The sequence below is a fragment of the Ensifer sp. GW101-20A05 genome, assembly GCF_059424735.1.
Map to the genome: position 1 here is coordinate 12,434 of NZ_JBWKZT010000021.1, position 25,602 is coordinate 38,035.

The window sequence follows — 25,602 nt, forward strand, 5'->3', positions numbered from 1 at the left end:
TTCCTCCCGAAAAATCCGGCACCGCGGTGCGCCAGCACTATGGCGACTGTTGCTTCGTTGCTCAATCGTCCGAGTGCTCAGTCCAGCACGCGCAACCGACGCGTATCCTCATTTGGGGCGATTTGGCTGTTGCTCCATTCCCTCAGGCAAATTCTATTGTGGCCTGGGCTTCGTTGACCACCCAATCGATGAACACCTTGGCGAGCGGGGAATGGTCCCGGTTCTTTTGCGTGATGACGTCATAGCCCTTCGTCGCCGATTTTATGAAACCTCTGAGCGGGCGGACAAGCGCACCTTGGGCAAGCTCTTCGCCAGCAGTGATGTTGTCCTCCATCGCAATGCCAATTCCGCAGCGTGCCGCCGCGAGGTTCTGATTGAAATCTTCAAAACTCAGCCGGCGAACCGTGACGGGTATCTCCTGGTCGTGGTGACGGAACCAGTCGTTCCAGTGGGTGGATCCGACGCCGTCGAGAAGGACGTGGCGGGTCAGGTCCCTGGTGCGCTTGATGTCGCCGTCCCGGTTGAGGAGGATTGGGCTGCAACGCGAGTTGCTTCCTCTGGGTCGTGTTCAAAAGCCGTTGTGCCAGTCGGGGTGTTCGAACCCGACCGCAAGTTCAGGTCAGGGTCCAACCCCAGGCCGGCGTCGACGAGTATCGTCTGGTCGCCGCTGCGAAGGAGGACCACGTTGCGCGACCAATCGAAAGCGTCTGACGGCAGGAACATGCCGTTTAGCCACTCCGCCCGGACGGCCGGGTCGACGTTGTGGGCCAACATCGCGGTTGACAGCGACAGCACCCCATCGCTGACCACCAGCGCTCATCGCGTGTAGTAGCCGGGCTGATCGAGGTCTGCGAGAAGGCCGGGGCCGGAAGGCTGCCAGTCAAGCAATGTCCGGGTATGCGCGCTGGAAGCGGCCATGTCGGCGCCTGCCATCGTGGCGAACCAGCCGAAGTGTTCACGCGGCCGCGCCTCGACAGGAAGGTTGAGTTGGCGGCCGATTACAGCGGCGATTTCCTTGAACGGGACCGCCTCGTCGGCGACGGCGTGGTACACCGGTTCCGTCACTCCCTGCTCCAGGGCGAGCCGGTAGACGCGGGCGGCATCCAGCCTGTGAACACCCGACCAGCAGTTCTGTCCTTCGTCGACATAGGCCGAAACGCCAGTCGCGTGCGCCAGCTTCACCAGGACCGGAACAAAGCCGTAATCGCCGATCCCGTGAACGGACGGGGCGAGGCGTATGGTTGCTGCGCGCACGCTCCGGGCGGCAAGGGTTCTTGCTGCTGCCTCCGACTTGCGCGGGCTGGCCGGGTTCGGAAGGTCCATTTCGGTGACGCCGCGCGGCAGGCCGGACAGACCGGAGGTAACCAGCAGCGGCCGGTTCGATCCTTCGAGTGCACCGCCGAGGATCTCGATCACGCGCTGGTCCTGTGCGGCACTCTCGAGGAATGTCGTGAAGCCATGGTTCCCGGCGGCATGGATGAAATCATGGTTGAAAGCGGTATGGACGACGGCGTCTGCCGCCGATGCGGCTTCGCGCAGCACATCAAGGTCGTCGAGCGAGCCCTGGACTATATTGGCGCCGGCGGCGACAAGATGTTCTGCTTTCTCCATGGAGCGGGCAAGGCCGGCGACGCGGTGGCCTGCGCGTAAAAGGTCGTCCACGATGGCCGCGCCGACCCAGCCGGTCGCGCCCGTTACGAATACGTGCATGATGTTTCTCCAGTCTTTGGACAAGTCTTGAAGGTTGGATAGCTGCAGATTTATCCGGCCCGCATGGACAGTTCGACATCCTCCGCGAAGGGCACGGAGATATAGCCCGAGGCGTCTGAGCGAACATGGGCAAGGTAGTCGGGGCAATCGTCGGCGTTATCAGCGACAATCAATGCGCCGGGTTTCAGACGGTCTTCCACCAGATCCAGCACCTCGCGGTAGAGGGCCTTGGCGCCATCGAGCAGCAGCAGATCGATCGTCTCGGGAAGACGGGTGCTCAAGGTCTTGAGCGCATCGCCTTCCCGGATTTCGACAAGGTCGATAAGGCCGCCGTCAGCCAGGTTTTGGCGTGCCCGTAGGATCTTGGAAGGCTCGAACTCGCTGGTGATCAATCGCCCGCCGCCATTGTCCCGCAGCGCGGCGGCAAGATGGAGCGTGGAGATGCCGAAGGATGTGCCGAATTCCACGATCGATTTCGCGCCGCAGCTGCGAGCCAGCATGTAAAGCAGCGTGCCCGTTTCGCGCGATACCGGGAGCCAGAGATCCTTCAGTCGCCCATACAAATCGAGATATTCCGTCTTGCTGCGCACGAGACGTTCGCGCTCCTCGCGCGAAAGCGCGGCCATCGCCGGACTTGATGCCGCATCGGCTTCTTTGAACAGGCGATCGAGAAGCGGTGCGAGAGGTTCGGTGGTCAAGGTCGTCATGAAAAGCTCCGTTGTAGGAATGCGGCTTGTGTTGAAATTGAAAATACGAATAATTCGTCGCATTTGCTAATCGCATTGCCGAGCGCCCCAATGACGGATCGTCCAAGTGCCCGTATATCCTCAAGAAAACAGCCGAGGCAGGCGCGCTCGAACGAGCTTGTCCGCGCCATTTTGCAGGCTGCTGTTCAGGTTTTGGCGGAGGAGGGTGCGCAGAGATTCACCACCGCCCGGGTGGCGGAAAAAGCCGGCGTGAGCATCGGATCGCTCTACCAGTATTTTCCCAACAAGGCCGCGATCCTCTTTCGATTGCAAAGCGATGAGTGGCAGCAGACGACGGATCTTCTGCGGGGTATCCTCGAGGATCGCTCGCAATCGCCGTTTGAGCGGCTACGGACCCTCGTCCATGCCTTTATCCGGTCCGAATGCGAGGAGGCGACCGTCCGCGTCGCGCTTGATGATGCCGCCCCGCTCTATCGCGATGCGCCCGAAGCTCGGGAGGCAAAGGAAGCGGGCGATCCGATCTTCGAAAATTTCATGCTGGAAGTGCTTCCGCACAGCACCGGTGCTGCCCGGCAACTGGCCGCGGATCTGATCATCACGACGATGACCACCGTCGGTAAGGCGTTTTCAGAGACGCCACGGAGTGAGGCCGAGATAGAGGCCTATGCCGGCGCCATGGCCGACATGTTCTGCGCCTACATCAGCAGCATGGCTGACGGCGCCAAATCGTAGCGTCTGAAACGTCTCTGTGAGGTGGGCGGAGCCGGCAGGTTGAGCCGACCGATTGATTGACTGGCGGCCGGTTCGACTGCATGTCGCCGGGATACACATCCGCGCGCCGCAATCAGCCGTCCGACCAGAAGCGTTCCTTGTCAAAGGCCTTTTTCTGTTCTCCGAGTTGGGAAGCGCCCTTCGGTGCGCGGTTTGCATCCTCAGCGCTGGCCACCGAGAACCAGAGGCCTGCTGGAAGGATGAGTTGCTCAAGATCCTTGGCCGGCGCCAGCGCCCACTTGAGAAGCGTAGCGTCGCGAATGGCCCACTCCGTCTTCGCGAACGGCGAGCCCGTGAGACTGGATTCGCTTGCGCCCGGTGCCCGCATCATGCCCGTGCCAAGTGCGATCTTGAACGACGAGGACGGAACGAATGCAGAGATGTTTACTGGGAGCGCGCGCTCGCTGGCGACCGTGCGGAGCGTCGGGAGCGGGACGCCGATTGACGCAAGGTCGAAGAACGGCGGCTCTTCGACAGTCTGCTTGAGGGTCTGGCGTTCGAGGGCTTCTTCCCCACGGCTCTTGCGCGTTGGAAGCATGGCGGTGAGCAGGGTGTTGTCGGCGGGTGCCGCAGTCTTGAATTTTGCTGGACCGGCACTGTTCGCAGCCACGATCGAGGTGGCCTTGACCCGTCGTTTGTAGTCGGCCATCGCCTGGTCATAACCCGGCAAGGTCCCGCCATTGGCGGGAAGGTGAAGCGTCTGCCCCTTCGGGAAAATGCGGGCCAGTTCCTGGCGCGACATCCGCGGCCACGCCCGCACGTTTCCGACGTCGAGATGCACGAAGGGAGATCCGGAGGTGGGGTAGTAGCCGACCCCTCCGACTTGCATCTGCATGGCGATCTCCCGCAACCGAGCGAGTTTCACGCCTGGAATGTAGAAGTCCATGGCCTTTCCCAGCATGTGCTGGCTGTTCTTGGCGACCCCGGTGCTGCGCGAACGGCCGCGCAGCATGTTATTGGTGGCGGGCGAGCGGTAGGCGGAGACGATGTTGATGTAGTCCTTGGCCCCGGCACGCTGGTAGACTTCCCAGACGAGGTCGAGAAGACGCGGGTCCATGCGGGCAGGCTCGTTCCTACGCCAGTCGCGGAGAAAGCGATTGATTTGTGAAAGCCCTTTCGGGTCGTATTTACCGTCCCGCTTGAAGGTGATCGTCGCGCGCTCGCCGGTGTGGGTGAAGAACAGTTTTAATGATCGAACTTCCGCCGAAGACGCGGTGGTGGTGAAGGCCATAGCGGACGCTGCGATGGCTGCGATCGCGGTCACACGCCCAAACCATCGTCCAATGCGCTGAACGCTTCTTCTTGCGACGCCGCACGATACAGGCGCCGGATACGCGGTTACTGGATACTCAGACACGGCGGGTTCCGATTCATTCGAGGTACAATCCACCGGCGGCAACGACCGGCGGTTCGGCTCTTCGACGGAAATTATGGTCAACGAAGGATTAAGAACCCGTTGATGCTGCCCCCTGAGGCTTCATGATGAAGAATTCCTGCGACGAGCAGATCCCCACGACCTCGGCCTTCGTTGGCCAAATCGGTCGCCCAAGGCGAGGCCACTTGCTTTCTCCGGTCCATACGTTAGGTCATACTGAATGAACCGGTTGCACTGTGGTATCTGCGTAGCCTGGGTGTCCTATGAGAAGTACTTCAGACGTCATTGCAGAACTGACGCAGGCCGAGCGTGACGTTCACATGCTGACGGAGGGCGAAAAGCTTCGCCTCCTCGTCCGGGCCTATGTCGCTGTCCAGGAAGGCTGGACGATGCTCGGGCAGCCCGATCGACTGAAGAAGTCAGCCGAAACCATGGATGTCATTCGGGCCGGTGGGATGCCGGTGCATCTCTACGATGACGAGATGCGGGCAATCCTCCAGGAGGCCGTCAAGGTCATCAGGCAGATCGAGGCCGCCATGGAAGCGAAAAACAATCCGATGCCCGCACGTGGCAAGTCTACGGAGCAAGAGTAGTAAACGCCCGGCGATACGGCCGAAGACCATCGGTCGCGCTGCTCGTCGCCGTCCGTGCGTGGGACGTTCGCGAGACCAAGTTGCCATCGACTTCAGGAAAGAACGTCGTCGTCTGAGATTGGGAACGAAGATTCGATGGCCGCGCCAATGAAGGCTTTCCGCGAAAGCCCAAGCTGGTCGCCGCGCTCCAGAGCAGCGCGGCAGCGGTTTCTTGCCCGTTCGTAGAACCATCCGCCCTGCGGCATTTCGCTGAGATACTGCAGGGCATCCTGTGGCCCGTTGATGGTGCGCTCGCCTTTCACACCAACCCTGACCGGGTGATCCCAAATGATCGCTTGCATTGCCGTTGTCTCCGGTTCGGCGCAGAACGCCTGGCCCGGAAATTTGTTCCTGGATCGGGCAGAGAGTGGCACCAGTCAATTTTGACTGCTTGCGACCTCAACTCAGTCATGGGCGATGTTTGAGCATTCCGGAAGCTGGCGCTTCTGGCACAATCTTGCGGGGCGGTGACCAAAATGGCACCGTGCACTGCGAGGAAAAATGAAGATGGCCGATACACAAGGACTTTACCGCCTCTACGGCGTTCCGAGCTGGGGCTCCGTTCTCGTCGAAGCGGCGCTGGTGCAAGCGCGGCTACCCTACACGTTCGAGAATGTCGCGGGGTTCGATGCGCCCGGCCCGGCCCGGGACCGTCTTGTCGGCGTCAACCCGCTCGCACAGGTGCCCGTGCTCATACTTCCCGATGGCACGGTGATGACGGAGAGCGCTGCCATTCTGCTTCATCTTGCGGAGACATACCCAGAAGCCGGACTTGCGCCACCGGTCGGGGACCCGCTTCGTCCTGCCTTTCTTCGTCGCCTGATCTGGCTCGTGACTGCCGTATATGGGACCTTCACCTACGCTGACTACCCCGAGCGTTGGGCACCGAGCGTGCCGGACGAGTTGCGCAGCCGGGTGCTCGGGCGCCGAATGGATCTGTGGCGCCAGTGGGAGGACGAGATCGCACCCGCGCCGTGGGCGCTCGGAGAGCGGTTCTCTGCCCTTGATATCTGGATCGCGGCGATGACGCGCTGGCGACCGGGGCGCGATTGGCTGGCAGAAAACTGCCCGAAGCTGCTCAGTATTGCCCGGCGTGTCGACGCGGATCCCGATCTTCGCGAGCTATGGACGAGTAACTTCGGCGCGATCTAATTCGCAACCCTGTCCCGCCGGGTGCGTATGTCTGGCGCTCCGGCGCCAGTCCCTGCTAGGCCACGTCGGCCATCAGCAAAGACACGGGAAGCACCGCTTCTTCCTTGACGGTCTTGGTGACGATGTAGGTGAAGTAGCGCGCGATGCCGAGTTCCCTATCGAGAAGTGTGTCGATCAGGCGCTGATAGGCGTCGATATTGGCGGCGACAATTTTCAGGATGTAGTCGACGCCGCCGCCGACCGACCAGCAGCAGACGATTTCCGGAATATCGCGGACGGCTCGTTCGAACCGGTCGAAGTCCGCCTGACGGTGGTTGGCGAGCGTCAGCTCGACCATCACGCTGGCAACCGGCGCGACACGCCGCAATGCCACATGTGCATGGTAGCCGCTGATGATGCCGGCCTTTTCGAGCTTGCGCAGCCGCATCCAGCAGGGCGTGGGCGAAAGGCCCGCCTTTTCGGCGAGCGCAAGTTTGGTGATGCGTCCATCCCGCTGGATTGCATCGAGAATGCGCAGGTCGATCGCATCAAGCTTCATGGCAAACTCCCGCGCAACTCGTTTGTCTGCTCTTATCAAGCCTTGCTGAGCAATGCAGCCTTTTCCGCATCCATTTCGGCGATGTCCTGGAACCGGTCGGCAATGCGGGCATGGGCACGGCCGCTGTCGGAGGCACCTATGGCGACGATGATTTCGTCCGGCCCCGGGGCGTCGGCGATCTGGAAGTTGGACGTGAGAAAATGCGATCGTTTGCCGCTCTCGCTCTTGTGCATCATCGGCAGCGACAGCAGCGCGCCCGGCGCATTGCGGGTGTTGGCGAATTCGAGGTAGTTGGTGCCGCCGATCGCCTCGCGAAAGGGATTGCCGAAACGCAGCGTGTGGATCATTGCCGAAGCATGTTCAATTTCACCGGCAATGCCGACGGCCGCCGCCTTGCCGCAAGCCTCGATCCGGTCCGCCGCCATCTGACGAAGCAGCCGGTCCGTCATCTCGTGGCTGAGTTCGCCGGCGATACGGATGATTTCCGGCCGCAGATCTTCGACAAAGCCTCGCCCCGCCCAGGGGTTCTGGATCACCGCCGCCACCACGACGACGTTTACCGGGCGCGGCGCCACCTTGCCGCCCTCCACCAGCGTTTCTTCGAGGAAAGTGCAGATTTTTCGAATGCCGATCGTCATGGGATGCGCCGTTGCTGTTTGTTGGGATTGCTTCGCACCCTAGCGGGATCGCCGGGCGGCGCTTCCTACATTTCGTCGGAAGATGTGCGCTGCGGCTTCTCGGAAGCGGAGTAGACTTTGGCCTTCGCCGCGCGCATGGTTGGTTGATAGATGTCAATAGGCGAGACGATTTGGATCAGAAGTCCCAGATACTGGCGCTCCGCGACGTCGCCAGTCAGATCAACAGCGGTGGCGATCTTCAGACGGCGCTGCAGCAGCTCATTGCGGCCGCCTGTCGCCATGCGAACTGGTCTCTGGGGTCGATCATGGGCATCGACGCGGCGCATGGTTACGCCCATGTCATCGTGCGCTACGATCCGACACTGATCGAGCGGCAGTTGCCCGACAAATGGGAGCTGGCGACCAGCCCGTCCCTGATCGCGCTGCAGCGAAACGAGCCCGTCTACATCCGTGACGCACGCGAATCCGCCGAGTTTCCAGGTTATCGGAAGGAGGCTTTCGAGCGCGACTATCGTACGGTGCTCGTCATGCCGATGAACTGCAGGGATGCTGAGGGCCGACCGATGGTGCTGAGCGTCATTGCTCGCGAGGTCGCCGAGGTGTCGGAAGACGATCTCGCCTTTCTCGGCACGATCATCCACCTCGGTGCCATCGCCGTCGAACGGGAACATCGTCTCGAGGCGGAGAAGCGGTCGGCGCAGCGGCTGGAGCGCGCCCTGGAGGCACATACCTCGCTTCTGGAACATGTGTTGAGCGATGGGTCGGTCGCACCACTTTCGGCCATGGTCGGCACGATGCTGCCGAATCCGACGGTGGTCGTTGATTTCACCGCCAATCAGGTTGTCGCCGGCCAGCCGCCGAACGCACTCTACGACGAGGCCAGCTGGCACGAGGCGGCTTCCACCGTTCTTAGCCGGCCGCTGATGAAGGCCGCCCGAGACGCTGTCGAGCGCGGGACGACCGATGCCGTGAACCTCTACCTCGATGACGGCACTCAACGGTTCAAGATAACGGCCCGTGTCGAAGCGCTGATGGTCGACAATCAACTGGTCGGGGCGCTCATCATCTTCCCGACGACGCGCGAGTTCAGCGATCTCGATCTCCTGATGCTCGACAGCGCCAAGTTTGCGCTGAGCGTGCAGATGATGCGAAGCTTCATCCGGTTTCGCTTCGAGACCAGGACGCAGACCGAACTCTTCTTCGAGATCGTGGAGGCGCGGTGGCGCAATGCCGGCGATGTTGCCCAGCGCGCCCAGCGGCTCGGCCTGAGTTTTTCCGTGCCTCAGCAGATGATCGTCGTCGATTTTCCGGATAAGACGAAGGCATTTGGCGGCGCTTCCGTCGATGTGGAGCACACGCTGTCGCGTGTCATGCAGCAGGCATCCGTTCAGGCGAACCTGATTGCCGTCGAGGGCGGCGTCGTCTGCCTCGTTCCCCACGATACGGGTAAGCGGCAGGAGCGCACGACAAAGCTCGCCCGCCGTATCGCCGAGGAACTCGGCCGTTACTTCGACGAGGCACCGATCGTCGTCGCCAGCAACCGGTGTGCCGCCCTGTCGGATTATCCGCAGGCCTGGGAACGCTGCGCCCGAATGATCCGCATCGGCCGCTCCTTTGGTCTGACTGGCGCGGTCTCTGCGCAGGATTTCGGCCCGCTGCCGATGCTGGTCGCTGCCTGCGAGGCCGGCGACGTGCGCGGTTTCGTGCACGAGAGTGTTGGGGCGATCGCCGATCACGACCGGGACAACGGAACCCCCTACCTCGAAACGCTGTCGATCTACTTGCAGGAGGGGTGTCGCAGCCAGGCTTGTGCCGACGCGATGGGCCTGCATGTGACGACGCTGCGCTATCGGCTGGCGCGCATTCAGGAGCTGTTTGGCGTGGATGTCGAAACGCCGGAAAAGCGCTTTGCCGTCGAACTCGCGATCCGCCTGCACGGTGTCATTGACAACCGTTCCACCCTCCGCAGCTAGATTTTCCTCGTCCGTCGGGAGCCGTCTTGCGACCACGTCGCCACCCCTTTTCGTGGCCTTCAATCGCCTCCTAGGGTTCGATGCAGAAGTTCTTCGCCCACTCCTGTGAAGCGACGGAAGAACGACCGCCGTGACGGCATTAGCCTCCAATCAACCTGATGGTGAGGAGGCAAGAAGCGCATGGTTGAGACTGCAGCATCGACGGACGTGCCGATTGATCCGATTGCGCTTCGCCGCGCCTTCGGTACGTTCGTGACCGGTGTCACCGTCATCACCACCCGCGACGATGACGGCACGCCGCGTGGAATGACTGCGAACTCCTTCACCTCGGTTTCGCTCGATCCTCCGCTACTTCTGGTCTGCGTTGCGAAGTCGGCTTCGAGCTATCCTGCCTTCACCAATGCAGGGTGTTTTGCGGTCAACATCCTCCATGAAGGACAGGTCGACGTCTCCGGAACCTTTGCCTCAAAATCTCCGGACAAGTTTCAGTCGGTGACCCACGATCACATCCACACGGGCGCGCCGGTCCTGACCGACAGCCTGACCTGGTTCGACTGCACGACTTTCAGCACTGTTGATGCCGGCGATCATGCGATCCTGATCGGCCAAGTTCGGGCCTTTGGTACCAGTCCGACCGCACCGCTCGGCTTTTGCCGCGGCCGCTATGCCAGCGTTAAGGACCCGTTGCCGAATGGCTGGCTCGCGTCGCATGGCATGATCATCGGCTATCTGATCGAAGCGGGCGACGGCCTGCTTCTGCGTTCGGACGGCAAGGGCGGCTGGGTTTTGCCGTCTGCGCGGCGACGCAAGGCGGACAGCCAGCTCGTCATCGACGGTGGCGACGCGCTGCGGCTCGTCCCGGACGAGACCTTCCTCTATTCGGTCTTCGATGTCGCAGACAGCGACCCGGGCTATCTCGTCTATCGCGCCCGACTGGCGGGCGAGGGCGGCGCCGGCACCAGGCTGCCAGCGGATCTGCGCTTCTTCCCGCTCGACGATCTTCCCGACGATGCGATCGCGACGCACGAACTGCGATCCATGTTGCGGCGCTACGTACGCGAGAGGCAGGCGGGCCGCTTCGGCATCTACATGGATTCCGACGACGGCGGCCGTATCGCGATGATCGACGGCGAAGCCCGTACCTGGCTTCAGACCTCCCAAGACCAAGGACAATGATATGAAGACGACGGTCAGTTCCATTGAAGGTTCGCGCCAGCTCCTGTTCATCAACGGACAGTTCGTGGCGCCGAAGAACGGCAATTACATCGCCAGTTTCGACCCGACGACGGGCGAGTGCTGGTATCATCTTGCCGAAGCGGATGCGGACGATGTCGAGGCCGCCGTGGCCGCTGCCAATGCCGCCTTTCGCGATCCGGCCTGGCGCCGCATGACGCAGACCGATCGCGGTGCGCTGATGCGCCGGCTTGCCGAACTCGTTCGCGCCAACGCCGACACGCTCGCGGAAATCGAGACGCGCGACAATGGCAAGCTGCTGAAGGAAACCAGGGCGCAAATGCGCTCCATGCCCGACAGCTACCACTATTTCGCGGGCATGGCCGACAAATTGCAGGGCGAGACGATCCCGATCAATCGTCTCGATACGCTGAACTTCAATTTGCGCGAACCCTTGGGCGTCGTCGGCATGATCACGCCGTGGAATTCGCCGCTGATGCTTCTGACCGGCACGCTGGCGCCTTGCCTCGCAATCGGCAATACGGTCGTCATCAAGCCTTCGGAGCATGCGACCGCCACGACGCTGGCGCTTGCGGAGCTGATCCACGAGGCGGGCTTTGCCGCCGGCGTCGTCAATGTCGTGACCGGTACCGGCCAGAGTGCCGGCGAGGCGCTGACACGTCATCCCGGAATTGCGAAATACGTCTTCACCGGCAGCACGGCCACGGGCCGGCGCATCGCCGGCAACGCCGCTGAGAACCTTGTCCCTTGCTCGATGGAGCTCGGCGGCAAGTCGCCTCATGTCGTTTTTGGCGATGTCGATATCGAACATGCGGTCAACGGCGTCGTCTCCGGTGTCTTTGCTGCCGCTGGCCAGACCTGTGTCGCAGGCTCGCGCTGTTTTGTGGAAGCGCGCATCTACGATCGCTTCATTGAGGCGCTCGTCGCGAGGACAGAACGCATCCGCGTCGGCCTCCCGACGGCCGACGACACCGACATCGGTCCGCTCGCGCTCGCTGATCAGCTTTCAAAAGTCGAATCCTACGTGGCCTCCGGCATCAAGGAAGGGGCGCGCATCGCCGCCGGCGGCCGGCGGCCGCAGCGGCAAGGGCTTTCGTCGGGGGGCTGGTACTTCGAACCGACCGTGATGGTCGACGCCGAAAACGACATGACCTTCATGCGCGACGAACTCTTCGGCCCGGTGGTCGGCGTCATGCCATTTCGCGACGAGGAAGAGATGATCCGGCTCGCCAACGACACGCGCTATGGCCTGGCCTCCGGCATCTGGACCAAGGACATCGATCGGGCGCTGCGGTTCGCCAACCGGATCGACGCCGGGACCGTATGGATCAACACCTACCGCTCCGCCTCTTTCATGTCCGCCAACGGTGGCTTCAAGGAAAGCGGCTACGGCCGGCGCGGCGGCTTCGAGGTCATGCACGAGTTCTCGCGATTGAAGAACGTCATCGTCGACTACTCCGGCGCGATGCAGGACCCCTTCGTCATCCGCCTGAAATGACAGCAAAAGCACGGGCACAGGAAAGGCAGAAAACATGAAGTTCGCAGTCTCCCTCACGATGGAACGCTTCTCCCCCGATATTCCGATGGAGCAGGTGAAGAGCAACTTGCTGCAACTCGCGCGGCTTGCCGACGAAGGCGGCTTCGAAATGCTGTGGACTGCCGAGCACCACACGCTGGAATGCACGATCTCCCCCAATCCGTTCCAGACACTGGTCTGGCTTGCCCAGCACACGGATCGCATCCGGCTCGGCACCTCCACCCTGGTCGCGCCCTACTGGAACCCGATCCGGCTCGCCGGCGAGTCCGCGCTCTGCGATCACCTGACGAACGGGCGCCTGGAGTTCGGCATCGCGCGAGGCTCCTACCAGTACGAGTTCGACCGCATGGCAGGCGGCATGCAGCAGCAGGAAGGTGTGGCCTACATGAAGGAAATCGTGCCGGCCGTGAAGAAGCTCTGGTCCGGCGACTATGCCCATGAGGGGCAATACTGGAATTTTCCGATCACGGCTGCCGTGCCGAAGCCGCTGCAGCAGCCCCATCCGCCGATCTGGGTGGCGGCGCGCGATCCCGGCACCTTCGACTGGGCGATCGAGAACGGCGCCAGCATCCTGTCGACACCGCTCTCCGCTCCGGAGGCCGAGATCCACGTGCTCTCCGAGAAGTTTCATAAGGCCGTTGCCGATCATCCCGAGGTACGGCGTCCGCGCTTCATGATGCAGCGCCGCACCTGCGTCTACGACCGGCCGGATGGCTGGGAGCGCGCGGTCAAGCACAGCATCGACTACGGCCGCGCCTTCGAAAATCTCATGCAGAACATCGGAACCGTGAGCGAGGGGTTCCCCGAGGCTGTGCCCTATGAGGCGGTCAAGGGCAAAGACAACTACAACCCGGAAAACATCCGCAAGAACCTGATGTTCGGCACGCCGGACGAAGCGATCGAGAAGCTGCTGGTCTATGAGGCCGCCGGCGTGGACCAGTACTGCCTGGGCCTGACCTTCAATCTGCCGTTCGAGCTGCAGAAGCGGACGCTGGAATTGTTCGTCAGCGAAATCATGCCCTTCTTCGCCGCCCGTGAGACGGAACAGAAGCGCGTTGCGGTGGGTGGCTGACGATGGCAGGGGCTCAGCGCCATACGATTGGAGAGGTGACGCTCAACTACCGCATCGAGGGTGACGGCGAGCCGCTCGTCTGCATCCACGGCGTCGGCTCCTATCTCGAGGCATGGTCGGGCGTGGTAGAACGCCTGAAGGAACGGTTTACGATCCTGACATTCGACCTTCGCGGGCATGGCCGGTCCAGCCGGGTCAAGGGGCGGTACGAGATCGATGATTTCGTCAACGAGACGCTGGCTCTCGCCGATGCGGCGGGTTTCCCCACATTCCATCTCGCAGGCTTTTCGCTGGGTGGGTTGATCGCCCAGCGTCTCGCCCTGACCCATCTTGGCCGTCTGCGCCGGCTGGCACTTTTGTCAACCGTCGCCGGCCGCACACCGGCCGAGCGTGAGCGGGTTCTCGATCGCCTGGCCGCACTCAGGGCCGGTACGCCTGCCGATCATCACAATGCCTCACTGTCGCGCTGGCTGACGGAAGACTTCCAGGCGCGCCACCCGGACGTGGTCGAAAGGCTAAGGGCGCGGGACGCTGAAAATGATCCGGAATGCTATGCGGCCGCCTATCGCGTGTTGGCGGAAACGGACTTCGGCGGTTTTCTCGACCAGATCCGCTGCCCGACGCTGATCGCCACCGGCGAGGACGACGCCGGCTCCAACCCACGTATGGCGCGCTACATGCATGAGCGCATTCCCGGTTCACAGCTCCGCATCCTGCCGAGCCTGCGTCATTCCATCCTCATCGAGGCGCCGGACATTGTTGCATCGCTGATGGGCGAGTTTCTGAGCCAGGGGGAGCCGGTTGATGGATGAGGCGCTGCAGGCAAGGGGAGAGGCTGTTCGGCGCAGAGTGCTCGGCGACGACTATGTCGATCGCGCGGTCGGTAGCAGCGATGCCTTCTCGCGTCCGTTCCAGGATCTGTTGAACGAATATTGCTGGGGCACCGTCTGGACGGACGAGGGCCTCGATCTGAAGAGCCGCAGCCTGCTCAACCTCGGAATGCTCGCGGCGCTCAACCGAATGCATGAGTTCGGCATCCATTTTCGTGGGGCGATCCGCAACGGTCTAACCGATGACGAGCTTCGCGCGGCACTCGTCCAGATCGCGATCTACTGCGGCATTCCCGCCGGCGTCGAAGCCTTCCGCGTTGCGCGGAGCGTCCGCGACGAGATGGCCCAGAAAGGGGAGCGCTGACTTCCACGGTTTCTAGGAAAGGGCAGCTCCGCGCTACCCCGTATCGCCGGAAGACGGAAGGCCGCCTGAGAACAGAAGATCAACCCGATGGCAGGAAGAGGACCCTGTCAAAAACAGAACGACAAAAGGGAACGACAGCATGAACACATTCGCAAAACTCACCGCGGCGGCATCGCTCGCCCTGTCGCTCGCGACCGTTCCGGCTCACGCCGGTGCCGTGCTCGACCACGTGCTCGATGCAAAGACGCTGAAGGTCGCGACCGACGCCAATTGGGCGCCGCAGTCCTTCATGAACGAGAAGAACGAGATGGACGGCTTCGACGTCGATGTCGCCAAGGAAATTGCCAAGCGGCTGGGTGTCGGCGTTGAGTTCGTCACGCCCGGTTGGGACATCATCACTGCCGGCAACTGGCAGGGACGCTGGGACATGCATGTCGGCTCGATGACGCCGACCAAGGAACGCGCCAAGGTCTTCGATTTCCCGGCGGTTTACTACTACACCCCGGCTGCCGTGGCCGTTCACAAGGACAGCCCTACGGTCGCTTTGATCGATCTGGACGGCAAGGTTGTCGGCGCCACGGCGACGTCGACCTTCGAAGCTTACGCCAAACAGGATCTGACACTCGATGCTGCCGGCGCCCCTGCCTTCGAATACGCGTTCAAGCCGAAGGAAGTGAAATCCTACGCCAACTCGACGACAGCCTTCGACGACCTGCGCCTCGGTGACGGTGTTCGCCTCGACGCGGTCGTGTCGTCGCTGCCCAGCATTCGCGACGCGATCAAGGCCGGTTATCCGATCAAGCAGGTTGGCGACCCTGTCTTTTACGAGCCGCTCGCTGTCGCCATCGAATACGGTGACAAGGAACTGAGCGCCAAGATCGCCGAAGTGATCAAGGCGATGCAGGGCGACGGTACGCTGAGCAAGCTCTCGGAGAAATGGTACGGCGTCGACTACACCATCGTGAAGTAAGGCACCCCATATCTGGCGGTCCGGGAGACCGGACCGCCCTTTGTCCAAAGGGACCAAAGATGCTTTATCCGGATACTGTTGAGTCCGAAATACTCGTCCACAAGCCGTGGTTCGTGGCTAGCATTTTCGCCACCGTTCTCATTGCCTTCACGGCCTTCGGCCTGACCGGCACAACGATGGGCGAACTGATGCGCCCGGTGATCGGCGAACCGCTCGAAAGTGGGTTCTATGGCCGTTTTGCGACCGCATTCGTCGTGGCAGTGCTCTTCTGCCTCAACATCGTCCTGATCGGTTTTGCGAGCCTCAGGGTCCAGATCGCCGTCGTCTGGCTGGAGTTGCTCGCGCTGTTCCTCGCCTTCTTCCAGACCTTCAATCTCAGCCTGCCATTTATCGAGGAGAAGTTGCCGTTTCTCATCACGCAGGGGCTGGTGACGACGGTCTATGTTTCAGCGATCTCGATTGTGATTGCATCGGCGATCGCCATCCTGGGCGCTGTGGCCAAGCTCTCGAGCAACGGCTTTGCCTATGCGATTGCCAGCTTCTACACGTCCTTCTTTCGCGGCCTGCCGCTCTTGATGCAGGTTTATCTGATCTATCTCGGCCTGCCGCAACTCGGCTTCATCATCGATGCGGTGCCGGCCGGCATTCTGGCACTTTCGCTCTGCTACGGCGCATACATGACGGAGATCTTCCGCTCCGGCATCCAGAGCATCGATCGCGGCCAGTGGGAGGCATCACGCTCCATCGGTTTCGGCTTCGGGCTGACGATGCGCAAGGTCATTCTGCCACAGGCGCTGCCGGTCATCATCCCGCCGACTGGCAACCAGTTCATCTCGATGTTGAAGGATAGCTCGCTGGTCTCCGTCATCGGTGTCTGGGAACTGATGTTTCTCGCCCGCACATTGGGCCAGAAGACCTTCCAGCACATGGAAATGCTCATATCCGCCGCCATGCTCTACTGGACCCTGTCCATCGCTCTCGAGTTGATCCAGTCCCGCATCGAACGTCACTATGCCAGGAGCAAGGTCAGATGAGTGCTGAGACCATCATCGACGCCAGGAACGTTTCCAAATGGTACGGCGCCTTCCAGGTGCTGACGGATATCAACCTGACGGTCCGCAAAGGGGAGCGCATCGTCATTTGCGGCCCGTCCGGCTCCGGCAAGTCCACGTTGATCCGTTGTTTCAACCGCCTGGAGGCGCACCAGGAAGGCGAGATCGTCGTCAACGGCATCAACCTGCATGCCAAGATGCGCAATGTCTCGGACGTGCGGCGCAATGTTGGAATGGTGTTCCAGCATTTCAATCTGTTTCCGCACATGACCGTGCTGATGAACTGCATGGTCGGGCCGATGTGGATCAACGGCGTATCGGAAGCAGAGGCGCGGGCGAGAGCGCTCACATTCCTGGAGCGGGTACGAATTCCGGAACAGGCCAACAAGTTCCCCATCCAGCTTTCTGGCGGTCAACAGCAGCGCGTCGCGATCGCGCGCTCGCTCTGTATGCAGCCGGCAGTGATGCTGTTTGACGAACCGACATCCGCGCTCGATCCGGAGATGGTGTCCGAGGTTCTGGACACCATGACGAGCCTGGCGAAGGACGGCATGACGATGGTCTGCGTCACGCACGAGATGGGGTTTGCGCGGGCGGTCGCCGACCGTGTGATCTTCATGAATTCCGGACAGATAGTTGAGGAAGCAAACCCGGACGAGTTTTTCACCAATCCCAGGCACGAGCGGACGAAACTGTTCCTCAGCCAGATACTGAAGCACTAGCGCAGTCCCGTCGTCCTCAGGCTGCAAGATCGGCTTGGGGTCGCCTGGAGCACGGAAGACTCGATCGCATCGAGAGGCGACATCATCGACATTGTCCGGTCGCTGGCGCGGCCGGTTAGAGGAGGATGTACGCCACCGGCTGTTGGTTCCAGCGGCGCCGTGCCGACCTGTTGCCGGATGCTGTAGCGCTAAACCCGATCGCTCGCCGCCGTGATTGACACGATACGCCGCGTCGACGTTGAATAAGGCGAGGGCGGTTCGGTGATTTGCGAATTCGGCCATCTGGTTACTTCGAAGCGGGCGGGCGGAAAGCGGGAGGACAGCAGTGTCGTATATGGATGATTTGGACGTCGCCGATGCGGCTTTGTTGATCATGCACTATCAGGCCGACGTCTTTTCGATCCTGGCAAGCGATGTTCCAACGGATCTGCTCGATCGCACCAATTCACTGATTGCGCGGTGGCGTGACACGGAGAACCCGACGATCTTCGCGAATTTCGCGATCGACTATAGGTCGCCCTGTGAAAACAATATGTTGATCAGCAACATCATGAAGACAGGTTACTTTCGTGACCCGGCGCCCGTAACTGGGCTCGATGTAGCCGAAAGCGACTGGCGATACGCATGTCCGCGCGCCAACGTGTTTCATGGCACGACTTTGCACCAAGACCTGCAGGCAAAAGGCATCAAGACGTTGGTCATGGCTGGGATAGCGACCAGCGGCGTCCTTTTTTCCAGCGTCGGGTGGTCAAGCGATGCAGATTATAAAATCTACATCGTCCGTGACTGCTGTTTTGATCCCGACACAGTTGCGCACGACGCACTTTTCCGGACGAGCTTCGCCACACGGGCCACCATTGTTTAGATCGCTGCTGATTTCGCCTTCGCCCGATCAGCTTCTAATGCAAACGATGTCCATGCTTGGCGTGATTCCCGCCTCGTAGGCCGAGGATGCGTGGGCGTTCGGGACCGGTTCGATGGGCGAGACCTCGGAATTATCTCACGGCCGTCTCTATCTTGGCTATCCCTTCCAGCGTTCGATGGACTGGGCATTTGTCGGCGATTTCGGCGATTTTGGCGCGAACCTCATCCGAGATCTCGCTGTCGACCGATATGACCCGCTCGAACCGGTCGATTTTTCCGCCATCGGCGCGTTCGGATGCAGCGCATTCTTCGCAATCCCTCGCGTGGATCTTGGAATGCGAGACTTCCACCTTGATGCGCCCCAGCGCCAGCTTCTTGTGGTCGGCGTAAAGACGCAGCGTCATCGAGGTGCAAGCAGCGAGTCCGATCGAGAGGAAGTCATAGGGCGATGGACCGGAATCCAGCCCGCCCGCACTTTGTGGTTCGTCGGCAAAAAGGCGGTGGCTACCGGCCTGGACCGAGTTCTGAAATTTGCCTTCCCCCGTTTCCATCACGCGAACCTGTTCCATCGGTCTCGTGCCCTGTGGCGGGTCAGCCACGAGATAGCGGCCCAGCCATTCCGCAATGATCCGGGCGGCGAAGGCGGCGTCGGCAGGATCGGTTAGCAGATGGTCGGCCTTGTCCAGAGAGACAAAGCTCTTGGGGTGTTTTGCCGCGTGGAAGATGTCGCTCGCATTCTCGATACCGACCGTTTGATCCAACGGGGCATGAAGAATGAGAAGGGGTTTCTTCAGCCTCGCGACAGCATTAAGGACGCGATGCGCGCGGGCGTCTTCGACGAATTGTTTTCTGATCAGGAACTTGCGCCCAGCAAGATCGACCTCGGCGGCGCCGCGATCCTCGATGTCCTTGAGGCTCGTCCCGAAATTCTTCAGGACATGGCCGACATCGGCCGGCGCCCCGATCGTCGCCACCGAGCGGACCTCTGGAATGTCTCTGGCGACGGCGAGAACTGCGGCACCGCCGAGGGAATGGCCGATCAGCAGTGATGGTGCCTCGAAGTGTCGGCGCAGATAGTCTGCAGCCGAAAGCAGGTCGGCAATGTTGGAGGAGAAATTGGTTGAGGCGAATTCACCTTCGCTCGATCCCAAGCCGGTAAAATCAAAGCGGAGGACCGCGATCCCTCACGCGCAAGTTCGGCCGCAATGTGGCGCGCCGCTGCTAGATCCTTGGAGCAGGTGAAGCAGTGGACGAAAATAGCGTAGGCCCGCACGGGACCGTTGGGAAGATCGAGACGAGCGCCGAGGGTTGCGCCGGAATGGCCCGAAAATTCAATTCGTTGAGTGTTGAAATTCATGGCGATGCTCCTTTGAGGAGAACAAGCATGTGGCAGAGGTCTTCAGTGGCATTGCACGCGATGCCACTTTGCCGGACTTGTTCCGACGGTCTGGCTGAATGCCCTGGTAAAATGAGCCTGGTGGACCCCAGCGCCTCTGGCGCAGGCTGATGATCTTCGCGCCATCGAAGGCTGACCCGAAAGGGGCTATGGAGTTGGAATGCTGCGGTTCTTCATAGCGCCCAGCCATGCTCCTGCCTCCCACGTCTCGATAACCAGGACGAGCCTGCGTTCATATCTTATTGACGCCAAATCAGGAGCTTAGGTCAAGAAGGCGAGCTTGAGGGCGTATCAATGACGCCGTGCCCGCTATATGCATGGGAATGCGGGCAGTGGTGAGTGGGCTTGTTCAGGATGGGATCAAGATGGACGACAACAACATCATCAAGTTTGAACGACCGAAGCCAAAGAAGGAGGCCAAGCCGGTCAGTCCAACGCAGCGAAAGGCGTTGATTTGGCTGGCGCTGGTAGCTGCGTTGATCGGGGTGTGGTCATACTACCAGTTTGTCGCGCCGCCGAGCTTGCCTGGGCACTAGGTCCAAAGACCACAGAATTGCCGGCCGTTGTCCGGATGCGCCAACTTCGGACCCGCTTTTGCCGTTGGCCGGGGTCGGTGGAAATGCCGTGCAAATTTAGCCAACAGGTTGCTCAGACGCACGCACGAAATCGGGCGACTAGCAGCAGTCGAGACGGGGATCGGGCTGGTCCGGGGGGCTGTCTAATCGTGGAAGTGCTTAGGGGGCTGCCGGATGTGGCTTCCCATTGCCCCGACGGCATATGGGTGACAGTAAAGCCTCAACTTCAAGGGAGCGGTTCAATACCTTGACGATCTCCTGGACGATCGAGCGAGCGTTAGAACAGCCGGCTCGCCCTGGCGCGCGCGCCTAGCGATTTCTCGCCGTCCCCGTCGGTCGGCGCGCGACCGCTCTTTCCCTTTCGCTTTTTGATCGTTCGGATGGAAACCACTTTTGACGTTGCCTGACCGTTGACGGGCCGATTTGTCTTTGACTCCGGCGATGCCTGGATTAGCGTTATTTTCCCGATCGACCTGCGCTCTACGGCGCACTGCTTCCGGCGCTTTCGCTTAAGAGGAACGCGGACAGGGAAGACCTAAGGGCTCCTCAAGAGCATCGGCCAGTCGAACATCGACATCGATACCGCCCGCTATGTCACCAACGATTTCATCGCCGAGGCGAATGATTTCGACAAGGCGAAGGTCCATGCCGATGCTGACAGCTACCGACTGCCGGAAGATCTGGCGGCGATCGACATGGCGGAGGTAGAGGCGAGTTTCTACCGGAACGCGATCAACTGACGGATGCGCTCGCCGCAAGAAGGGTGCAGCCTGACTGCACCGCGAAGGCAGGCGAGGGACGACATCACCGGCCTTGCCCGGCCGCTGGCGCGGCCGGGCAAGGGGGGAGGCAAGGAAGTCAAAGGCTCTGGAGACGCATGTCTTCTACGGCGGGCGATCGCATATGTTGCGGCGAGCGAGCGTGCCTGCCAAGCCCGTCAATCGGCAGGTGGCAGCGGACAAAGCCGCTTCCGGTTTCCTGAATGGGTGGCCGCGTGTCCGCGCAGAGGCTGCCGGGCTGCCGCGGACAACGCCCGGCAAAAGGACAGCCGATCCCCGGAGTTGCCTTTAGCGTGGGCGTAGCCGGGGGCCGGGAGACGTGCCCATCCTTCCGAAGGCTTGGTGCGGCTTCCAGCAGCATTTCGGTGTAAGGATGCAGCGGCGCGGTGAGCAGCGAGGCCGTTTCGCTCATCTGCATGAGTTCGCCGTGATAAAGCACGGCCACCCGATCTGCCAGTTGCTGCACGACGGCCAGGTCATGCGAAATGAAAAGCATGGCGACGTCGTGCTTCTCCTTGAGCGAACGCAGAAGCTCGACAATTCGGGCCTGGACGGACACGTCGAGTGCAGACAGGATTTCGTCGCAGATCAGCAGCTTCGGGTTGACGAGCAGCGCACGGGCAATCGCGATGCGCTGGCGCTCGCCGCCCGAAAGCTGGTCGGGAATGCGATCGAGATAGCCGGCGTGAAGACCGACGCTTTCCAGCACCGTTTCAAGCGTCTTTCCGTCAGCCGGGATGCCGAAATGCTTCAAGGGACGCTCAAGGATCGACCGAATGCTGGACCGGGGATTGAGCGAGGCGTCGGGATTCTGGAAGATATACTGGATCTGTCGCAAGTGCTCGGCCGAGCGACCATCCAGCGCCGGAGAGAGAGGACCGTCCTCAAGAGTGATCGCTCCCGAGCGCGGTGGCAGCCGCCCGCTGATCGCCCGGGCGATCGTCGATTTGCCACTGCCGGACTCGCCCACGAGCGCGACGACTTCACCGGCGCGGAGTTCCAGGTCGATGTCGCGCACCACCGAGTGGGTCGTGCGGCCGAGAAATTTGTCGACGATGCTTGGCCTTTGATAGGAAAGCGAAAGGTCGGCGACCGAGAGAAGGCGCTCCGACCTGGCCGCTGTCCGGCCGTGCGGACCGGCCACGACGGCCGGCAGTTGCTGCGTCGCGGCGTCCCGCCAGCGCATGCAGGCAACCGATCGCGCATCGGCGATCAGTTCGAGGGCTTGAGGTGTCGTGCGGCAGGCGGTCGTTGCGAAATCGCAGCGGGGCTCGAACTTGCAGCCGGTCGACATCTGATCGCGCCGGAGTACGCCGCGCAGTCCGCGCGTCTGTCGATCGGTGCCGTCCATCGTGGGGATCGATGCAGTCAGCCCGCGGGAATAGGGATGAGCGGGTGCTGAAAGAAGCTTGTCGCTGGCGGCGACTTCGACGAGTTGGCCGGCATACATGACGCCGACGCGGTTGGCGATCTGGGCGAGCAGAGCGAGGTCATGGGTGACGTAGAGCATCGCCATGCCGATGCGGGCCCTGAGATCGGAAAGAAGCTGGATGATCTGGCGCTGGGTAGTGACGTCCAGGCCGGTCGTCGGCTCGTCGAGGACTAGAAGATCGGGATTGCAAGCGACGGCCATGGCGATCGTCACCCGCTGCTGCTGGCCGCCGGAGAGTTCGTGCGGATAGCGGTGACCGACATCCGGCAGCCCAACGAGCGCAAAGAGCTCGACGATGCGTCGTTCCATCGTCGTGTCATCGGGCAGGGCCTTGTGCGTTGCGATCATCTCGCGGATCTGCGGACCGACCCGCATGCCGGGACTGAGCGATGTCGTCGGGTTCTGTGGCACGAGCGCTATGCGGTTACCACGCAGGCGCGTCAGCGATGCCGGGCCAAGTTTCAGAAGATCGACGCCGTCAAACAGCACCTCGCCGGTCTGAACGAAGCTGTTTATCGTGCCGTAGCCGAGCAATCGGTAGGCAACCGTCGACTTGCCGCAGCCGGATTCCCCGACGAGCCCGAAGGCTTCGCCGCGGGCGATCTCGAAGGACACGTCTTGCACGACGTTTGTCCAGCCGGAAGGTCCGGCATAGGCGATGTTGAGGTTGCGAACTTCGATGAGCTTTTTCATGTTTCACGCTCCCGCGACGGACCGCTGGCCAAGCATGCGCGACAGGCCGTCGGTAAAGAGGTTGAAGCCGATGACGAGTGAGGCGAGGCCGAGGCCCGGCCCGAAAACCGTCACGGGAGAAGCGATCAGGAGGTTGCGGTTTTCGCTGATCATCAGCCCCCATTCAGGCGTCGGCGGGCGGATGCCGAAGCCGAGAAAGCCCAGCGCCCCGATGAGGATCGGCGCATAGCTGAGGCGAAGCGAGAACTCGACGAGCAGCACGTTCGCGGCATTGAGAAGGATTTCACGGAAGACGATCGACCAAGTGCCTTCGCCGCGCAGCTCCGCCACGGCGACATATTCACGCGTGGCGATCTCCATGGCCGCTGCGCGGGCGATGCGCGCAATGCGCGGCGCATAGACGAGGGCGACGACGAAGACGATGAGCACCGGTTCTCCGGCGAGCGCCGGGCCTGCCGCAATGATCATGACGAGCGCGAGCGCCAGGAAGGGTATGCTGATCATCGCCTCGACGATGCGCTGGGTGATCTCGTCGAACCAGCCGCCGATATAGCCAGACAAAAGGCCGAGCGTCGTTCCGGCCACCATGCCAAGTACCGTGCCGGCGAAGGACAGCAGCAGCACGATATGCGCGCCATACATGAAACGGCTGAAGACATCGCGGCCGATTTGGTCGAGCCCCATCGGATGCTGGAGGGACGCACCGGAAAGCGGGAGGCCTGCTCCCATCTCAGCAAAGCCATAGGGCGTCCAGAAGGCGCCCGCGATTGCAAAGAGCACGTGGGCGATGAGGATGATCGCGCCGACCCTGAAGGGACCGGGTGTGGTTTGCCAAAACCCCTTGTCGAGCCAGGCGAACCGGCTGGGCAGGCTGGATGTCGTCATGGTCATCGGCTTGTCCTCAGGCGGGGTTGAAGCAGGACGGCCAGGACGTCCGCTACCAGGTTGGCGGCGACATAGACGGCCGCGCTGATCATCACCGTCGCCTTAATGAGGGGAATGTCGCGCAATTGAAGCGCGTCGATCAGCAGGGTGCCGAAACCGGGATAGGAGAACACCCGCTCGACGATGACGACGCCGCCGATCAGGAAGCCGAGGTTCAGCGCCGTGACATTGAGCGCGGGCACGATGGCGTTCGGAAGCGCGTGGCGAAAGAGCACGGCGCGGGGGCGAAGTCCCTTCAGCTCCGCGAGACGCACATAGTCGGAGCGCAGCACTTCGATCAGGCTGTCGCGCAGCACGCGGATGGCATAGACGGCCATCATGATCGCGAGCGTCACGGCGGGCAGAACCATGGCACGCAACGTCTCCTGCCAGGTGCTGGTCTCGGAGATCGTCGCAAGCGCCGGCAGGATCGGCACGGCGACGGCAAACAGGAAGAGCAGCATCGTTGCCAGCAGAAAGTCGGGCAGCGACAGCAAGAGCAGGGTGATCACGGAGATGACATTGTCGACGGCCTTGCCGCGGTTGACCGCCTGGATGATTGCCGGAACGAGTGCCAACACCAGGTAGATTGCAAAGGCGAGGAGCGAGAGAAGCAGGGTGTTGAGAATGCGGGGCGCGAGTACGTCGGCGATCGGCCGGCCCGTTGCGATCGACACCCCGAGATCGCCACGCAGGAAGTCGCCGATCCATTGGAAGTAGCGCACGAGTGCGGGCTGGTTGAGGTGGAGCTGGCTGCGTAGTACTTCCAGCGCCTTGGCGGTTGCGTCTCGTCCAAGGATACGGGTGGCAACGTCGCCCGGAAGGGCCTCGAGGATCAGGAAGATCAGGATCGAGACCAGAAGCAGGGTGAGGGCCGAAAACAGGATCCGGCTGAAAAGCAGGCGAGCTACACTCATTTTGGGTTTGCTCCGACTGAGACCAAAGCCGCCTTCGCGGTCAGCGGATCGGGAATGAAGGCCGCATCCGTCTCAAGATCGCCTTCCCAAATGTAGAGAAGCACCAGGGGCTTGTCGGCCGAGAGCGTTGCATGCGGCACCCATGGTGCGTGATGGATGATTTCGTCGTTGCCGCGCATGTCCCAGTCGGCGTCCCCTGCCCGCCAGAAGGAGGGGCCAGTGACCGTGTAGTACAGTTCATCTGCGGGATGGTGGTGGAGCGGATAGTGGGTTTCCGGCCCCAGGAACATCAGCCCGAACGCGATGTCCGGATCCTGGATCAAGGCCGGCACGCCATTGTCGGGTCCGCAAATCACGCCGTATCCGTAGTTCTCACCGAAATCGCTACTTGGCGGATTGGCCAGATAGCTCTTGCTGCGGGTGATATGGATGGCAGGCAGTAGGGCGCCGAGCGCCCGGGCCAGCTCCGATGTCTCGCGATAAGCAGCAAGTTCGTTTTCGCAAGCCACCTGGATTGGCACGCGCCCCTCCGGTACGGGGGCAACCGGCGGCAGGCGACCGGCAATCCGGCGCAGCCTGGCGGCATGGGAGCGCGATACGGCTCGCGGATCGCGATCCAGCGCATCGGCAAAGCAGTTTACAAAGGTCTTCAGAGCGGAAATCGTCATGCAGCTATCCTCTTCCGCGGGACTGGTCGTCCCGTGGATGGGTTGTGTTCAGAGGTGGGAGGGCGGCTCTAGAGCGCCGTGCGTTCAGCTGAACGCACGAAGGACGCTCTAGTACTT

The 25,602-nt window shown here is 61.7% G+C and carries 25 protein-coding genes and 2 pseudogenes; 14 read left to right on the forward strand and 13 right to left on the reverse strand.

Features of this window, described 5'->3' with window-relative positions:
- Positions 1-142: 142 nt before the first annotated feature.
- The 4 genes and pseudogenes from AC070A_RS30950 to AC070A_RS30965 all read right to left on the reverse strand — a co-directional run bounded on the left by AC070A_RS30950 (position 143) and on the right by AC070A_RS30965 (position 2,417).
- The gene (locus AC070A_RS30950) at positions 143-532 is read right to left on the reverse strand and encodes a LysR substrate-binding domain-containing protein (protein WP_494773623.1); all 390 of its coding nucleotides are present in this window, start codon (positions 530-532) and stop codon (positions 143-145) included.
- Positions 533-609: 77 nt separating this feature from the next.
- Positions 610-813: pseudogene (locus AC070A_RS30955) on the reverse strand (MBL fold metallo-hydrolase); the annotation flags it as partial.
- A 3-nt stretch (positions 814-816) separates the two neighbouring features.
- Positions 817-1,710: an SDR family oxidoreductase gene (locus AC070A_RS30960; RefSeq protein WP_057249898.1), complete on the reverse strand. Its 894-nt coding sequence runs from the start codon at positions 1,708-1,710 to the stop codon at positions 817-819.
- Positions 1,711-1,760: 50 nt separating this feature from the next.
- Positions 1,761-2,417 carry an O-methyltransferase gene (locus AC070A_RS30965; protein ID WP_057249896.1) on the reverse strand — a complete coding sequence of 219 codons (657 nt, stop codon included), beginning with the start codon at positions 2,415-2,417 and terminating at the stop codon, positions 1,761-1,763.
- A 90-nt stretch (positions 2,418-2,507) separates the two neighbouring features.
- Between AC070A_RS30965 and AC070A_RS30970 the strand changes: the two genes are divergently transcribed.
- Positions 2,508-3,149, forward strand: coding sequence for a TetR/AcrR family transcriptional regulator (locus tag AC070A_RS30970; protein ID WP_112994891.1), 642 nt, complete (start codon positions 2,508-2,510; stop codon positions 3,147-3,149).
- Positions 3,150-3,261: 112 nt separating this feature from the next.
- Here AC070A_RS30970 and AC070A_RS30975 read toward each other — a convergent pair whose 3' ends face one another.
- Positions 3,262-4,419: a peptidoglycan L,D-endopeptidase MepK gene (locus AC070A_RS30975; protein WP_492384432.1), complete on the reverse strand. Its 1,158-nt coding sequence runs from the start codon at positions 4,417-4,419 to the stop codon at positions 3,262-3,264.
- 407 nt (positions 4,420-4,826) lie between these two features.
- Between AC070A_RS30975 and AC070A_RS30980 the strand changes: the two genes are divergently transcribed.
- Positions 4,827-5,156, forward strand: a complete 330-nt coding sequence (locus tag AC070A_RS30980; protein ID WP_156414621.1) for a hypothetical protein — start codon at positions 4,827-4,829, stop codon at positions 5,154-5,156.
- Positions 5,157-5,248: 92 nt separating this feature from the next.
- On the opposite strand, the gene AC070A_RS30985 is transcribed toward AC070A_RS30980, so the two are convergent.
- Entirely contained in the window at positions 5,249-5,497 is a 249-nt protein-coding gene (locus AC070A_RS30985; protein ID WP_057249890.1) for a DUF982 domain-containing protein, read from the reverse strand.
- A 205-nt stretch (positions 5,498-5,702) separates the two neighbouring features.
- Between AC070A_RS30985 and AC070A_RS30990 the strand changes: the two genes are divergently transcribed.
- Positions 5,703-6,347, forward strand: coding sequence for a glutathione S-transferase family protein (locus tag AC070A_RS30990; RefSeq protein WP_112994905.1), 645 nt, complete (start codon positions 5,703-5,705; stop codon positions 6,345-6,347).
- 55 nt (positions 6,348-6,402) lie between these two features.
- Here AC070A_RS30990 and AC070A_RS30995 read toward each other — a convergent pair whose 3' ends face one another.
- Positions 6,403-6,885 (reverse strand): Lrp/AsnC family transcriptional regulator, encoded by a 483-nt coding sequence (locus AC070A_RS30995; RefSeq protein ID WP_057249886.1) that lies wholly within the window; start codon positions 6,883-6,885, stop codon positions 6,403-6,405.
- Positions 6,886-6,920: 35 nt separating this feature from the next.
- A complete protein-coding gene (locus tag AC070A_RS31000; RefSeq protein ID WP_112994890.1) occupies positions 6,921-7,523 on the reverse strand; it encodes an amino acid synthesis family protein in 603 nt (200 codons plus the stop codon).
- Between the two features lie 170 nt (positions 7,524-7,693).
- Between AC070A_RS31000 and AC070A_RS31005 the strand changes: the two genes are divergently transcribed.
- The 10 genes from AC070A_RS31005 to AC070A_RS31050 all read left to right on the forward strand — a co-directional run bounded on the left by AC070A_RS31005 (position 7,694) and on the right by AC070A_RS31050 (position 18,102).
- The gene (locus AC070A_RS31005) at positions 7,694-9,496 is read left to right on the forward strand and encodes a helix-turn-helix domain-containing protein (RefSeq protein WP_057249882.1); all 1,803 of its coding nucleotides are present in this window, start codon (positions 7,694-7,696) and stop codon (positions 9,494-9,496) included.
- Between the two features lie 180 nt (positions 9,497-9,676).
- On the forward strand, positions 9,677-10,672 hold the full coding sequence (locus AC070A_RS31010) for a flavin reductase (protein WP_058327217.1): 996 nt from the start codon (positions 9,677-9,679) through the stop codon (positions 10,670-10,672).
- A 1-nt stretch (position 10,673) separates the two neighbouring features.
- Entirely contained in the window at positions 10,674-12,188 is a 1,515-nt protein-coding gene (locus AC070A_RS31015; RefSeq protein ID WP_492384377.1) for an aldehyde dehydrogenase, read from the forward strand.
- Positions 12,189-12,222: 34 nt separating this feature from the next.
- Positions 12,223-13,299: an LLM class flavin-dependent oxidoreductase gene (locus AC070A_RS31020; RefSeq protein ID WP_492384376.1), complete on the forward strand. Its 1,077-nt coding sequence runs from the start codon at positions 12,223-12,225 to the stop codon at positions 13,297-13,299.
- Positions 13,300-13,301: 2 nt separating this feature from the next.
- Positions 13,302-14,111 carry an alpha/beta fold hydrolase gene (locus tag AC070A_RS31025; RefSeq protein ID WP_492384375.1) on the forward strand — a complete coding sequence of 270 codons (810 nt, stop codon included), beginning with the start codon at positions 13,302-13,304 and terminating at the stop codon, positions 14,109-14,111.
- Positions 14,104-14,493, forward strand: a complete 390-nt coding sequence (locus AC070A_RS31030; protein WP_057249874.1) for a carboxymuconolactone decarboxylase family protein — start codon at positions 14,104-14,106, stop codon at positions 14,491-14,493. The genes AC070A_RS31025 and AC070A_RS31030 overlap by 8 nt, the downstream gene beginning before the upstream one ends.
- A 139-nt stretch (positions 14,494-14,632) precedes the next feature.
- Entirely contained in the window at positions 14,633-15,463 is an 831-nt protein-coding gene (locus tag AC070A_RS31035; protein WP_492384374.1) for a transporter substrate-binding domain-containing protein, read from the forward strand.
- Between the two features lie 59 nt (positions 15,464-15,522).
- Positions 15,523-16,497: an amino acid ABC transporter permease gene (locus tag AC070A_RS31040; RefSeq protein WP_057249870.1), complete on the forward strand. Its 975-nt coding sequence runs from the start codon at positions 15,523-15,525 to the stop codon at positions 16,495-16,497.
- Positions 16,494-17,237 carry an amino acid ABC transporter ATP-binding protein gene (locus AC070A_RS31045; RefSeq protein ID WP_057249868.1) on the forward strand — a complete coding sequence of 248 codons (744 nt, stop codon included), beginning with the start codon at positions 16,494-16,496 and terminating at the stop codon, positions 17,235-17,237. Before AC070A_RS31040 ends, AC070A_RS31045 begins: the two co-directional genes overlap by 4 nt.
- 334 nt (positions 17,238-17,571) lie before the next feature.
- Positions 17,572-18,102 (forward strand): isochorismatase family protein, encoded by a 531-nt coding sequence (locus AC070A_RS31050; protein WP_057249866.1) that lies wholly within the window; start codon positions 17,572-17,574, stop codon positions 18,100-18,102.
- Between the two features lie 130 nt (positions 18,103-18,232).
- Here the strand turns inward: AC070A_RS31050 and AC070A_RS31055 are convergent.
- Positions 18,233-19,458, reverse strand: a pseudogene (locus AC070A_RS31055) (bifunctional alpha/beta hydrolase/OsmC family protein).
- A gap of 404 nt (positions 19,459-19,862) precedes the next feature.
- On the opposite strand from AC070A_RS31055, the gene AC070A_RS31060 reads away from it, so the two are divergent.
- Positions 19,863-20,033 (forward strand): hypothetical protein, encoded by a 171-nt coding sequence (locus tag AC070A_RS31060; protein WP_197417297.1) that lies wholly within the window; start codon positions 19,863-19,865, stop codon positions 20,031-20,033.
- An 897-nt stretch (positions 20,034-20,930) separates the two neighbouring features.
- On the opposite strand, the gene AC070A_RS31065 is transcribed toward AC070A_RS31060, so the two are convergent.
- From AC070A_RS31065 to AC070A_RS31080, 4 genes are read right to left on the reverse strand one after another with little or no spacing between them, the layout of a single operon-like run.
- Entirely contained in the window at positions 20,931-22,976 is a 2,046-nt protein-coding gene (locus tag AC070A_RS31065) for an ABC transporter ATP-binding protein (RefSeq protein WP_492384373.1), read from the reverse strand.
- A 3-nt stretch (positions 22,977-22,979) separates the two neighbouring features.
- Positions 22,980-23,867 carry an ABC transporter permease gene (locus tag AC070A_RS31070; RefSeq protein ID WP_057249859.1) on the reverse strand — a complete coding sequence of 296 codons (888 nt, stop codon included), beginning with the start codon at positions 23,865-23,867 and terminating at the stop codon, positions 22,980-22,982.
- On the reverse strand, positions 23,864-24,817 hold the full coding sequence (locus AC070A_RS31075; protein ID WP_057249857.1) for an ABC transporter permease: 954 nt from the start codon (positions 24,815-24,817) through the stop codon (positions 23,864-23,866). Before AC070A_RS31075 ends, AC070A_RS31070 begins: the two co-directional genes overlap by 4 nt.
- Positions 24,814-25,485: a dimethylsulfonioproprionate lyase family protein gene (locus AC070A_RS31080; RefSeq protein ID WP_057249855.1), complete on the reverse strand. Its 672-nt coding sequence runs from the start codon at positions 25,483-25,485 to the stop codon at positions 24,814-24,816. The genes AC070A_RS31075 and AC070A_RS31080 overlap by 4 nt, the downstream gene beginning before the upstream one ends.
- Positions 25,486-25,602 lie beyond the last annotated feature (117 nt).